The organism is Caballeronia udeis, from assembly GCF_044909315.1.
GTDB lineage: Bacteria > Pseudomonadota > Gammaproteobacteria > Burkholderiales > Burkholderiaceae > Caballeronia > Caballeronia udeis_A.
Genome location: NZ_JBIYEB010000070.1, coordinates 1 through 12820, shown reverse-complemented (window position 1 = coordinate 12820; position 12820 = coordinate 1). Strand labels below are relative to the sequence as shown.

The window sequence follows — 12820 nt, the reverse complement described above, 5'->3', positions numbered from 1 at the left end:
AACGGCAGCAGGTCGCTGATGTCAGCGTCCGATGCCCGTTGTGGCATCTCGGTGAGCACATGATGCAGATACGCATAGGGCTCAACGTTGCAGGCCCGGCATGTCAGCACGAGGCTATAGACAATGGCGCTCGCCTTCGCGCCCGCAACTGTGTCAGAGAAGAGCCATGAATTTCTCGATGTTGCAAATGGCCTGATATCTCTTTCCAGAATATTGTTATCCACGGGGGCACGTCCATCGATCACGTAGCGGCTTAAATATTTCCATTGGTTTCTCGTGTAGCTGATCGCCTTGCCCAACAGGCTTTCAGGCAGCACTTGGAGCGCCTGTGTGTCCAGCCAAGCCTTGAACGCTTCTAGCAACGGCACGCTGTGTTGCCGCCGCAGCCGGTAGGTGTAGTGGGCTTGCGTCTCGCCATCAGGCGGTTTTGCCCGAGCAAGCGTCTCGACCTGATAGAGCGCCTTGAAATACTCAAGCGCCTGCAGCGCGCGACCACCCGTTTTCTTCTTCTGTCCCTTGTGTGCTTCAACGAACAAGCGCCGTGAATGGGCGATACAGCCGAAGTGAGTGGCACCTTTGAGCGTTCGCCAAGCACTGTATCCGTCAGTCATCAGCATGCCTTCGTAACCAGCGAGAAACGCTTGCGGGTATTGTTGCCCGCGCCCCGGCTGGTAGTCGAACAGCACCACCGGCTGCTCGCTGTCCCCGGCGCTTCTGTACGTCCACATATAACTCGTGCTTTGCGGCGTCTTGCCTTCTTCCATGAGGACCTGCACCGTCGTCTCGTCGCCGTGAATCAGCGGCTGCGACAACAGTGTTTGGCGCATCGCTTCGTACAATCGGCTGTAGTGCATCTCGGCAGGCCTGATGATCCAGTTCGCCAGCGTGCCACGGCTCACCGCAATGCCCGCACGGGCCAGCACGTGTTCCATCCGGTACAGCGGCGTGCCGTCAACATATTTGCCGGTTGTCACCGTCGCAATCATCGCCGCGCTCGCGCTGCTACCCGGCAACGGCTGCACGGGCATCGGCGCGATTACCATCGGCGTGCGTTCGGCGTTGCGCTCGCAGTGGCGACACGCGTATTTGAAGCGCACATGTTGGAGCACCAGCGCCTTGATCTCGATGTGCAACTGCTCGCTCGTCTGTTCCCCCATGCGGTGCAACGTGTTCTGGCAGCACGCACAGATCTTCTGCTCATCGGGCAGATCGTACTCAATGCGCCGGCGCGCCAGCTCGGCCGGCAGCGGCTTGCGTCCCCGCTTACCGCGATCGGGCTTATCAAGCTCCGGTAGTCCTGTATCGGGGAGCGCGAATGCGTCATCCGAATCATCGTCACCGGGTTCGGTCGCGGCGATCTGCTCGGCTTCATCGAACACGCGATCCTTGAGTTTCTCGCTGCCCGGCGCGAAGCGCTTGAGCTGCGCCAGACGGAACAACTCCTCGAGTTGCCCGATGCGTTGCGCAAGTTGCTGGTTATTGGACTGAAGCTCGAGAATGCGCGCGATCAGCTCATCGGGCGAGAGCTGTTTGAGATCGTCCTCAGCGGACGGGGGGCGGGCGTCGGTATTCATGTGCTCCACGATAGCGAAGCCGCACAACGAATGGGTTTACGTCAAAGTGTAACAATCGCGCCGGGCGTCGCGCGCACTATACCCGGCGTGCTGCTACTGAACGTTCAGCACACGTGTCGGTACTGCCTCGAAGGGTGACGACGGACCGCGTCGATGTCGATGCCTTCGAGTAACCAGTGAAGCTGCTCGCTCGTGAGTTCCATCACCGCCTGCTGTCGGCGTGGCCAGGCGAAATGGTCCGCCTCTAACCGTTTCATCATCAGCCAGAAACCCGAGCACTCGTAAAACAGCAGCTTGATGCGGTTGGCCCGCTTGTTACGGAAGGCGAAGACCGCACGGGCGAATGGACTAGCACGCAGTTAGCTAGACTCGCAAGCACGGAATTGCCTGGACTGCCGGGAAAGCGCGGGAATCGAAGGACTGCCGCGCGGGGGCGGTTGGCTCCCGGCAACGTGCCGATGAGACTTTGATTAGAGGGTGAGAGACGCTTGACGACCCACTCCCGCCGTTCAGGGCAGCATTCGTTGAATGGCTGCTCGGGACACCAGGTCGACCTTTGCGGACATGGGGACGGACCGGCTTCTACGTCAGCAATGTCGCGGATTGCTGACGATGGCGGCATCGGGCAACCCGACGGCGGCTTCCCGCATCAGCGAACTCACACTCCCGACCCGTTGCAGTCATCGAGCCGAGGAGTTGCAAGGGGCAGCTATGTGTTGCGCTGCCCTTGGCTCAGCATCGCACTGTGATCCAGGCTTCTCGTCTTATGCCCGGGACAGCCCCACGATTTGTCGAAAAATTCTTCGATGCGAACAACCTTTATCGTCAAAGAAAGAAATACAAGGAATGGTGCGACGACGCCCGGGACGTCGCGGGGCGCCGAAGCATGGCCGTGCGAGCCACGGTTTCACACCACGCTCAGCCCATCGTCCGGTTCATGTCGGAAGAGAAACAGTAGCGTCCGCCTTAAGGAAGTGAACGCGTCCACTGATGTCCCCGGCCGCAAGAACGCCGGCGCGCGCCGCAAAGGCAAGCGCCCGGATATTGGCGTCAGCTACAAACCGAACCGCTCCAGTCCAACGTCCGTTGCGGACCTGCCAGATTCGAACCGTGTTGTCCCATGATCCCGACGCGAGCCGCCCGTCGGCAAGCACCGCGAGTGCCGACACCCGACGAGTGTGCCCTTCGAGCGTCGCCTCGCACACGCCAGTCGTCGGGTTCCACAACCTGATCATGTGGTCCGACGACCCCGACGCGAGCCACCCGTCGGCAAGCACCGTGAGCGCGTACACCGAACCGGCGTGTCCTTCGAGCGTCGCCTCGCACACGCCGGTCGCGGGGTTCCACAGCTTGATCATCTGGTCCCTCGCCCCTGACGCGAGCCGCCCGTCGGGGAGCACCGCGAGCGCGGATATTCGGTCCGTGTGTCCTTCGAGCGTCGCCTCACACACGCCGGTCGTCGGGTTCCAAAGCCTGATCGTGTGGCCCGCCGACACCGACGCGAGCCACCCGTCGGCCAGCACCGCGAGTATGGATACCGGACGCGAGTGTCCTTCGAGCGTCGCCTCACACGCGCCGGTCGTCGGGTTCCAAAGCCTGATCGTGCGCTCCGAACCCGACGCGAGCCAGCCGTTGGCCAGCACCGCAAGCGCGGATACCGGATGCGTGTGTCCTTTGAGCGTCGCCTCGCACACGCCGGTCGCGGGGTTCCACATCTTGATCGTGTGGTCCGCTGAGCCCGACGCGAGCCGACCGTCGGCAAGCACCGCGAGCGACAACACCCGGTTCGCGAGTTCTTCGAGTGTTGCCTCGCACGCGCCGCTGGCCGGGCTCCACAGCTTGATCGTCTTGTCCAATGACCCCGACGCGAGCTCCCCGTCGCCAAGCACCGCGAGCGCAAGCACCAGACTCGCGTGTCCTTCGAGCGTCGCCTCGCACGCGCCGCTCGCCGGGTTCCACAGCTTGATCGTGTGGTCCTCCGAACTCGACGCCAGCCGACCGTCGGCAAGCACTGCGAGCGACGATACTGGACGCACGTGTCCTTCTAATATCGCCTCGCACGCGCCACTCGATGGGTTCCACAACCTGATCGTGTGGTCCTCAGAACCCGACGCGAGCCGACCGTCGACAAACACCGCAAGCGCGGATACCCGGTTCGTGTGCCCTTCGAGCATCGCCTCACACGCGCCGCTCGCCGGGTTCCACAACCTGATCGTGTGGTCCCACGACGCCGATGCGAGCCGACCGTCGGCAAGCACAGCGACGGCAGATACCGATTCAGCGTGTCCTTCGAGCGTTACCTCGCGCACACCGCTCGTCGTGTTCCACAGCCTGATCGTGTGGTCCCATGACCCCGACGCGAGCCACCCATTGCCCAGCACCGCAAGCGCAGACACCTGGTTAGTGTGTCCTTCGAGCGTCACCTCACATACACTGCTCGCCGGGTTCCATAGCCTGATCGTGCCGTCCGACGACCCCGACGCGAGCCGCGTGTCGGCAAGCACAGCGACGGCAGATACCGAACCCGTGTGTCCTTCGAGCGTAGCCTCGCTCACTCCTTTCGCTGGGTTCCATAACCTGATCGTGCGGTCCGACGACCCCGATGCGAGCCGACCGTCGGCAAGCACCGCGAGCGCAGATACCGAGCCCGTGTGTCCCGCGAGCGTACGTACTAACGCTTCGGTCGATCGAAGGCTGTCGGTCAGGGGTCGCAATCCGGTAATGCGCGCAAGCTGCCCTGCCGCCTGTGCGCACAAGGCGTGGATCTCCGGCACGGCCTGAGATTGCAGACGACCAAGAATCTGTGAGGCGAGCATATCGGCTCCATGCCAGTCGCTGCCGTCGTGTCCGAGAACGTGGGCGCTGTGTCGAAGCGCACGCTCTAGCGCCCTGAGCGCAGGTGTCCCGGCCACGTCTGCCCAATCGACGAGCAACGCGTTGATCCCAACTGCGTGGAGCCGGGCGTCAAGCCAGCGGAAGTCGGGGAGCATTCTGGCGAAATGGACCTTTCGCTCATTCGGGCTCAGGTACGCTCCAAGATGCCGCGCCAGATACGTCGACTCATGCGCGCGGTCCGTGCTGACTTCGCGACGCGCCCAATCGGCGATCAGTGCCTCGGCGTCTTGCTGCACAATCGAAAACCGGCCTGCGCGCGGAAAACCGTCTTCGTTCTCTTCACTGAGCCATTGCGCGAGAGACAGATGGTCGAAGGCATAGCGTTTCGCTCGCACTTGCAGGAAATCTTCGAGCCGCTGGAGTATGGCCCCGACCCGCGCCTCGGTCGTGCACAGGATGGCCGCAAGTTCTGCCCGCCACAGCGGCTCGCGCTGGACACTCAGCACGCCCAGTAGCGCGCCGATAGACGCATAGTCCTCGCTTCTCGGGAAGCGCCGCTCAAAGGCGTCGAGATAGAACCCGTCCATCCCGGGCGGCAGGTCGTTGAGGCGCTCCGGCGGCAGCGCGCCGGACTCGACGTCGTTTAGCACCCTGACGGCGTACAGGAACTTGCCGCCACTCTGCTTCGCGTCCGACAGCGTCGCCGCGATCTCGCTGGCGCTTCTGCCGCCTTCTTCCACCACACGCGCCAGCGGCGCACGGCCGCAGCGACCGGCGACGTAGTGGCGGATATCGTCGAGGTTGCGGACATCCTCGCCGTCCAGCGTCTTGCTGCCGAACGCGGCCTGCATCAGTTGCAGGACGTCCTGTCGCGGTCGGGTTGTGGCGAAAATTCGCAGCCAGGGCACACGCTTGGCACGGGCGGCGAGCAGACGTACGATCGTGGTTGCACGACCAGTGCCGGCGGCGGTCTCGAAATCGAGCGCCTCGTCCAGCGCGTCGACCAGCAACACTTGGGGCGCAGCAGGTGGGGCGATCGCGTTGAGCGGACCGACAACCGCGCGCTCGAACGCACTCGCCGGATCCAGTTGCGCATCGTCGAGCCAGCGGCACGCGTCTGGATCGGCTTCGACGGCCGCCTTGTACTCTGGCAGTGAGGCAGCGAGCTGTGCGGCGACGCTGCGAACGAACGTCGCCGGATTGAGCGTTTCAAACGTGTCGTGTTGGCAGAAATGATATGCGGCAATCTGCAGGTCGTGAGAATCGGCCGTGAGCTCGGCCATGAAGGCCGACTTGCCGACGCCGAAGTCGGCGCAGACCAGTAGCGCCTGCGCGCCGTTTTTTTCCTTGTACCACGCTCGCACTTCGTCGAACAGCCAGTCGCGGCCGGTGAAGGAGCGTCGCTTTTCATGGAGGTACCCGGCGAAGTCCCACGTTCGCGGCCAGTTCCAGCACGTCGGCGGCGCGCCCTTGTAGACATTCACGGGGCCGTGAATGTTCAGGATAGGGTTACTGCCATGGTCGGCGATTATGTTGAAACTACCGTCCACATTCACAGTTTTCCGCTCGCCCGCCGGTTCATTCATTCCCGCTTTCCCACCGAGCCGGAAATATTAATACTGGCCGAGCTTCCGCGATCCGCCACGACATTCAAGTCCCCCTGCACATTTGTGATGTGCTGCTCCCCGCCAGGGCGTGATTTGATTTGATCGACGAGCGCTTGCGCGGCCTTGAGCAACTCCGGGTCGGCGCCCGCGTCCACCGCTACCAATTCGTCTTGCACTGTTTGCCGCCGCCCCTTTGCGTCAGGTTGCTTCTCCAACTTATCGAGTGCCTCTGCGACATCACTCTCGGTGCCAAATTTTTTTATTAGTAAAGACTTCAAACCATCGTAACAATCGACAAGCGCCTTTTTGGCAACGTCGCCTGCCGCGCTGTTCGCCCCCGCTTCGACGGCGGCGATGATGGCCATGGTGACTGGATCCATTTTCTGGTTACCTCTAGGAATTAACAGCGGGATGCAGAACAAGCCCCCCATTGAGCACGGTATCAACCGTCGCGACGCCGTCCCATTCGGTCATAACTTCCGCAGCAAGTCCTTCAGCACTTCAGAACCTTCTGCGATCGTTGTCGACCTCGGTGGTCGCTCGGTCGGCACCTATGGACCGCGCCGCAATGACGGTAGTCCCGAGCAGACCCCATTGCGCGCTCCTTGCGAAAGGGATGAAGCCACCTCCGGACTTCGCGCTAACGCGTCACGACGAATCCTGCGTCTGGCTATCCATCAATATAGGACGCGATTGGACTAGCGGTTGTCACATTACAGGTCGGCGTTATAAATGAAAAGGCCGATGTCCATCTTCGCAAATCATTTAATAGGGCGACCGTGTGCAGCCGGCATACTTGCCGTGGCGCCTTGAAGACTTTAGCTGGGAGGTAGCTATCGGCCCAGCGTTCATCTGGTTGCATTTGAATTGGACTGACAACTGGAGAGAACGGCGTGCGTTCTCAGCAGTGGCATCCGACGTTGGTTGTTGATGTACCCTGGACCGCAATGGCCGAAAAGCACGGTCAATCTGCGAAGTGAATGGCAGATTACTGAGCGGATCCGACGTCTGAACGTCCGACCGCCGATGCATGCGAATGACGCTTCATGGCCGGCTTGCGCCCGCCTGCGATCGGCCGACCCGGAGCAGTCCCACAGCTTTCTGGAAAGCGGTCGTTCAGAATACCGCCCAAGTCGGTAGGTTTCTCGCGCATCTGTCCCGGTCCGGCTCTTAATAAGCAGCGCACTGCCGATGCCGTCCGGCAATCTGGTTCCGGTAGAAAAGTGAATAGCCGTCTGGCGTAGCGAGCGTTGTATGCTCACGTCCGCATTTTTCATGAATTTTCTTGCAAAGGAATAAAGAATGAAATCCTCAACAGACGGCCCCGCCAGATTGCAGACTGATGACGACGCAAGTACCGAATCTTTTTGCAAAAACATATGCGACTGGCCTTGGGCGGTTATCGCGTCGGTGCTGGGACTTATTATGGCGGGGGTTGCCTATTCACTTGGCGATGCTTATTACAACGCCTATCTTGGCAAATTTGCCGTCTACAACGGCGCATTTCCAGCGGATCACCCAACACATTTCGTGCTCGCGGTCTGGGGGGGATTGCACGCCACCCTCGCGCTCCAGAACTGGCTTGGCGGACACGTCGTTAAGCTGCTCGGCATAACCGCCGTCTGCTTGGCCTACTTTGCCGCGCTACCCGTAGTATTTGCGGTGATATCGCCGTTTTTCGCAAACGGCAAGGGCCGAGTAGAGGGTGCGCGCGCACTACTTACACAACACCCGCTCTTACGAAAGTACATCGGGATGGTTATGGCCATCGTATTTTTCCTCGTAAGCGCCTTATGGTTTTTCCTGTTTGTTCCGCCGATGATATCGATTCCCTCAGCTATCGGTGAGGCCGTTGGCGAAGACGTGGCGAAAACCGACCTGAAGGACTTCGACAAGGGCTGTGGTCGCTCCATGACCAAGTGCTATCAAGCGGTCAATAATGGAAAGGAAATAGCGCGCGGGTACGTCATTGCGCAATCACCTAGTCGCGTCGCGCTTTACTACATGGGCAATACGAGTCAGTTTCCGCTCGGGGACGTAGTGCTGCGGACGCTCGACGCGGCAGCGGCACAAACTCCGAAACCATAGAGATTTGTACCCCGCGAGGACGTACGCGATAACGTGCGTCGCGCGAGCCTTCGGGCGCGACGCCGGAACGGACTTTCAAGCCCGTCAACTACGAAGCCGACTCTGTCGCGATTAGCACCAAACGCACGATTGTCGACCATCTAGACTGAACCGTCGATCGTCCGCGCCTGGCCGGTCCCTGCCCGACAGCGATCGGCAGCACGCGACCCCTAGCGGCCATTCCGGTAGACCAAGGCAATGGCGGCTTGGGGTCGAAGAGCGGCCACAAGTCTTCGTCTATGTGTAATGTGCGAGAATCGTGTGTCGTTATTGATCATCGAGTGATCTTTTCGCCTCCAAATACTCCCGATACGAATGCCCGTCGCAATGCCTATCCCTGCGCCTCGTATGTCTCCAGCCGATCTGGACGAGCTGATCAGCGCACTCGAGATCCGGGTACTTGGATTGTCCGAATGCCTCGTCAGTCAGGGCTTCGTGCTGGAACTGGACGGCAACGAAGCACCCGGCATCCACTACATCCTGTCCGGCGAAGGCCTGCTGCACATCGCCGGCGCGGAATCGGTACAGCTAAGGCCGCACACGCTGCTAATCGTGCCACCCCGCCACGCGCTGAAGCTCGAAGTACCCGCCAGCAAGGCCGGCATCGCGTCGATCCTGGTTCCCGGGCGTGAACACAAGCGGGTTGTCGATTCGATCAGCCGGTTTCGCGCTGGCACCTCCGAGCCAATGACCGTAATGATCTGCGGTTATTTCAATGCGGCGTTCGGCGCATCGATTAATCTTTTCGAAACCCTGTCGACCCCAATCGTCGAGCACTTCGACGCGTCCGACCGACTCGAATTCTATCTACGCACCGCGTTCGATGAGCTCGTCGCCCAGGAGATCGGCGCAGGCGCCATGTCCGGCGCGTTGCTGAAACAGGTGATCGTCGCACTCGTGCGCCGCTCGCTAAAAAAGAGCACCCTTTGGCTCGAACGCTTCGCGCTGCTCGGCGACCCACAGATCGCACGGGTCTTCGCGGATATGGTCGCGCGCCCCGGCTCGCCACACAGCGTCGCGAGCCTCGCCGAAGCCGCATTCCTGAGCCGGTCCGCCTTCATGGCCCGCTTTTCAGCGGCCCTTGGCAAGTCGCCAATGCAGGCGCTGCGCGACATTCGCATGCGGCAGGCGGCCGCTCAGTTGCGCACCGCTGATCTCTCGCTCGATCAGGTCGCGCGTAACGTCGGTTACTCAAGCCGTGGGACCTTTGTGCGGGCGTTTCGCGAAGTGTTCGGCACCGGCCCGCTCGAGTATCGATCGAGCGCCGAACACGCCTGAAAAGCCGGACGATTTGCACGCTTTGACGGACTTCGTGCGGCGTCCTCCCGTCCATACTGGATAACATCCAACCACGGACAGGAGGTTCGTAATGGCTCTCGAATACATGATCACCGATTCGCCGGTCGGCAAGCTCAAACTCGTTGCGCGCGACACCAAGCTGATCGCCATCCTGTGGGAGAACGAGCGCAGGAATTGCGTGAAGCTGGGCGAGATGCAACCGGCCGACGACAATCCGGTGCTGCTCGACGCTGAGTGGCAACTGCGCGAATTCTTCGCCGGTGAGCGCACGCAGTTCGATCTCGATATCGCGATGGAAGGCACGCCGTTCCAGAAGCGCGTGTGGAACGCGCTACTCGACATTCCGTTCGGCGAGCGACGCACCTACCGCGACATCGCGACGCGAATCGGCAACCGTGAGGCAGTGCGGGCCGTAGGCGCGGCAATCGGGCGCAATCCGCTTTCGATCGTTACGCCATGCCATCGCGTGGTCGGCTCGTCGGGCAGCTTGACCTGCTTCGCAGGCGGACTCCCGACCAAAGCCCTGCTGCTCGATACGGAAGATCGGGCAGCACGCGGAATTGCCTGAACGCGACAGGCAACGCCCCCTCTCTATCGGCACCAGGTGTCGGCGCGCAAGCGCCGACACCTGGTGCCGATTTCTTTTTCTGGATCTCACCACGCCTTTCGCGGATCGACACAAGCGGACTTTCGACGCGGTTTGCCGGACTTTCTGCACTACGTCTGCATCTAGACTTTCCATCAATGCAAACGCAGCCGTACTCGATGCAGACCGCTTCCCTTTTTCGATCAGGAGAATCATCATGACCCGCATTGCACTTCCTACCAACGATCAGATTCCCGCCGCATCACAACCCGTTGTCGACGCTGTGACGAAGCAACTGATGACGACACCCAACCTGTTCCGCATCATGGCGCTAAGCCCGAACGTGCTGAATGGATGGGCCGGCCTGCAGGGCGCGCTCGCGAAGACGCTTGACGCGAAAGTACGCGATGGCATCGCGCTTGCCGTTTCGCAGGTGAACGGTTGCCAGTACTGTCTGTCAGCGCACTCGTATGTGGCAAGCACCCTGGCGAATATCGACGACGACGAAATCCAGCTTAATCGCAGGGGTCAATCCGGCACACCGAAAACCGCGGCAGCCGTGGCGTTTGCGAAGAAGCTGATGGAAACGCACGGCAAGGTCAGCGAAGACGATCTGCGCACCGTACGAGCCGCGGGCTTCACCAATGCCAATATTGTCGAAATCATCGCACTCAGCGCGCAATTCCTGTTGACGAACTTCGTCAACAACGCGTTCGAGACGGAGATCGATTTCCCGGTCGTCGAAGTTGCGATCGGCTGAACCGAAAGTGTCCGGGAGCTTGCAACGGCTCCCAACTGCTATCAGGAGCCCGTCATGTCACGCACCATTACTGAAAAACGCGCCGCCTTTCGCGCACTGCATGCATCTGGCTGCTTCATGCTGCCAAATCCTTGGGACACGGGCAGCGCCCGCTACCTCGCGAGCCTTGGTTTCCAGGCGATTGCGACCACCAGTTCCGGTTTCGCGTGGTCGACCGGTCGCGCAGACAATCACGTGACGCGCGAGATCATTCTTGCGCATCTGCGCGACATGGTTGCGGCAACCGATCTGCCAGTGAACGCCGACTTTGAAAACGGCTTCGGAGATAATCCGGCCGACGTCGCCCAAAGCGTAAAGCTGGCGATTGAAACAGGAGTCGCCGGCCTTTCCATCGAAGACTCCACCGGAAATGCCGAAAGCCCGCTGTTCCCGCTAGAGGTAGCCGTCGAACGGCTGGAAGCGGCACGGCAGGCAATCGACGAGAGCGGCGGTGATACGCTGCTGATTGGTCGCGCGGAAAATTTCTTTGTTGGGGTGCCCGACATGAACGATACGTTGACACGGCTCAAAGCATACGCGGCAGCCGGCGCGGATTGTCTGTACGCCCCCGGTATCCAGACACGCGAACAGATCAAAGCCGTCGTTGCCGCCGTTGCTCCCAGGCCAGTGAACGTGTTGATCGGCTCGCAGTCCACGCTTACGCTGCAGGACCTGGCCGCGCTCGGCGTGCGGCGCGTCAGCGTCGGCGGGGCGCTCGCGCGGGCTGCATGGGGTGGCTTTATGCGGGCAGCGCAATCGCTCGCCAACGGACGCTTCGATGGGTTCGCCGACGCTGCCTCAGGCGCGCAGTTGAATGCGCAATTTCTCGACGGCGCTTAAAGGTCGTGGTCCGCTCGAACTCTGTCTATTTTCAAGGAGAACATCATGGCCCGTGAAATCATTCGTGTAGAACCACTGTCGAGCTGGCTGGAGCGCTGGAAGGCGCCGACATCCGCCGTTACGCGTCACGGCGACACGATCTACGTGTCAGGTTTCCCGCCTTTCGATCCGCAGACCGGCGAAGTACTGGATGCACCGATAGAGCAGCAGACCGAGCGCGTGCTGGAACAACTGAAAATGTGCGTAGAGACGGCGGGGTCGTCGCTCGATCAGGTGCTGAAGTGCAACGTCTACTGCACGTCGGTAACGATGTTCCCGGTCGTCAACGAGATCTACGCGAGATTCTTCGGTACGCAGCCACCGGCACGGATTTTCGTCAACGTGCCGGCGTGGCCTGGACATTTCGACATTGAAATTGATTGCGTCGCAGCGGTATGAGCGACGGTAAAGGGCCGGACGAGTGGACCGCGCTGCTCGATCGCCGGCGTCAACCGAGCCGCTCCGGGCCGCAGGCAAACTGGGGGCGGTGCATTTCCAGTTTGCGCCCTTGGTCGTCAGCAATCCGGACGGCCGCGCGCACGTCGATCACTGCGCTGACCAGATGGAAGGCTTCACTGTCGCTGCGGAATTCCGACACCGCTCATGCTTTAGCGAAGCGGCGGCCGCTGGAACGCTTCAGAGCGAGCGCTCGCGCCATCTCGTCAACGTCATCGTCGACGAACCTTAGGATTCCGGGAACAGCGTGCCCGCTGTATGGGAGGTGACGAACGACAGCCTCGCTATCGTGCGTCTGCACGGCCGGAATCATGAGACGTGGAACGTCAAGGATGCCAAGACCGCGAGTGATCGCTTCAACTATGACTATAGCGACGAGGAGCTTGCGGAGTTGGCGGAGAAGATTCGAATTATTGCGAGTCAAGTTTCGCGCACGCACGTGATTTTCAACAACATTTACGTATACACGGTAATGTTATCCAGCGTCAGGTGGCTAGCTTTGGACGCTCAACTCCGACGAGGGCCTGCTTCAGGCGGCCTTGCGCCGTACGTGGGTCGTTCTTCGACCCACGACTGACTTTCGACCTCATGCGAGGGCTAGGGCAGGTTGCAAACTGGAACGGCCATTCGCGCGGCGTCTCGGCCAGCAAGCAGTCGG

Annotated in this window: 10 protein-coding genes and 1 pseudogene; 7 read left to right on the top strand and 4 right to left on the bottom strand. The window is 60.9% G+C overall.

What is annotated here, in order from left to right; genetic code table 11:
- From tnpC to ABH944_RS44220, 4 genes are all read right to left on the bottom strand, one after another.
- Positions 1 to 1574, bottom strand: a 1574-nt coding sequence (gene tnpC, locus ABH944_RS44235) for an IS66 family transposase (RefSeq protein ID WP_404615686.1), incomplete at its 3' end; no start/stop codon positions are given.
- Positions 1575 to 1678: 104 nt separating this feature from the next.
- Entirely contained in the window at positions 1679 to 1933 is a 255-nt protein-coding gene (tnpB, locus tag ABH944_RS44230) for an IS66 family insertion sequence element accessory protein TnpB (protein ID WP_404615703.1), read from the bottom strand.
- 576 nt (positions 1934 to 2509) lie between these two features.
- Positions 2510 to 5995 (bottom strand): WD40 repeat domain-containing protein, encoded by a 3486-nt coding sequence (locus ABH944_RS44225; RefSeq protein ID WP_404615688.1) that lies wholly within the window; start codon positions 5993 to 5995, stop codon positions 2510 to 2512.
- Positions 5992 to 6396, bottom strand: coding sequence for a hypothetical protein (locus ABH944_RS44220; RefSeq protein ID WP_404615690.1), 405 nt, complete (start codon positions 6394 to 6396; stop codon positions 5992 to 5994). The genes ABH944_RS44225 and ABH944_RS44220 overlap by 4 nt, the downstream gene beginning before the upstream one ends.
- A 922-nt stretch (positions 6397 to 7318) precedes the next feature.
- On the opposite strand from ABH944_RS44220, the gene ABH944_RS44215 reads away from it, so the two are divergent.
- The 7 genes and pseudogenes from ABH944_RS44215 (at position 7319) to ABH944_RS44185 (ending at position 12739) form a co-directional block, all read left to right on the top strand.
- Positions 7319 to 8104, top strand: a complete 786-nt coding sequence (locus tag ABH944_RS44215; RefSeq protein WP_404615692.1) for a hypothetical protein — start codon at positions 7319 to 7321, stop codon at positions 8102 to 8104.
- Between the two features lie 387 nt (positions 8105 to 8491).
- A complete protein-coding gene (locus ABH944_RS44210) occupies positions 8492 to 9421 on the top strand; it encodes an AraC family transcriptional regulator (protein WP_404615694.1) in 930 nt (309 codons plus the stop codon).
- Between the two features lie 91 nt (positions 9422 to 9512).
- Entirely contained in the window at positions 9513 to 10010 is a 498-nt protein-coding gene (locus tag ABH944_RS44205; RefSeq protein WP_404615696.1) for a methylated-DNA--[protein]-cysteine S-methyltransferase, read from the top strand.
- Between the two features lie 235 nt (positions 10011 to 10245).
- Entirely contained in the window at positions 10246 to 10788 is a 543-nt protein-coding gene (locus tag ABH944_RS44200; RefSeq protein WP_404615698.1) for a carboxymuconolactone decarboxylase family protein, read from the top strand.
- A gap of 54 nt (positions 10789 to 10842) precedes the next feature.
- Complete coding sequence (locus ABH944_RS44195; protein ID WP_404615700.1) at positions 10843 to 11667, top strand: isocitrate lyase/PEP mutase family protein; 825 nt, start codon at positions 10843 to 10845, stop codon at positions 11665 to 11667.
- 45 nt (positions 11668 to 11712) lie between these two features.
- A complete protein-coding gene (locus ABH944_RS44190) occupies positions 11713 to 12105 on the top strand; it encodes a RidA family protein (protein WP_211608160.1) in 393 nt (130 codons plus the stop codon).
- A gap of 22 nt (positions 12106 to 12127) precedes the next feature.
- Positions 12128 to 12739: pseudogene (locus ABH944_RS44185) on the top strand (DUF72 domain-containing protein).
- Positions 12740 to 12820 lie beyond the last annotated feature (81 nt).

Excerpts from the sequence above, each read along its gene's own strand:
- ABH944_RS44225 (WP_404615688.1), bottom strand. The coding sequence starts at position 5,995 with ATGAATGAACCGGCGGGCGAGCGGAAAACTGTGAATGTGGACGGTAGT.
- ABH944_RS44220 (WP_404615690.1), bottom strand. The coding sequence starts at position 6,396 with ATGGATCCAGTCACCATGGCCATCATCGCCGCCGTCGAAGCGGGGGCG.
- ABH944_RS44215 (WP_404615692.1), top strand. The coding sequence starts at position 7,319 with ATGAAATCCTCAACAGACGGCCCCGCCAGATTGCAGACTGATGACGAC.
- ABH944_RS44210 (WP_404615694.1), top strand. The coding sequence starts at position 8,492 with ATGTCTCCAGCCGATCTGGACGAGCTGATCAGCGCACTCGAGATCCGG.
- ABH944_RS44205 (WP_404615696.1), top strand. The coding sequence starts at position 9,513 with ATGGCTCTCGAATACATGATCACCGATTCGCCGGTCGGCAAGCTCAAA.
- ABH944_RS44200 (WP_404615698.1), top strand. The coding sequence starts at position 10,246 with ATGACCCGCATTGCACTTCCTACCAACGATCAGATTCCCGCCGCATCA.
- ABH944_RS44195 (WP_404615700.1), top strand. The coding sequence starts at position 10,843 with ATGTCACGCACCATTACTGAAAAACGCGCCGCCTTTCGCGCACTGCAT.
- ABH944_RS44190 (WP_211608160.1), top strand. The coding sequence starts at position 11,713 with ATGGCCCGTGAAATCATTCGTGTAGAACCACTGTCGAGCTGGCTGGAG.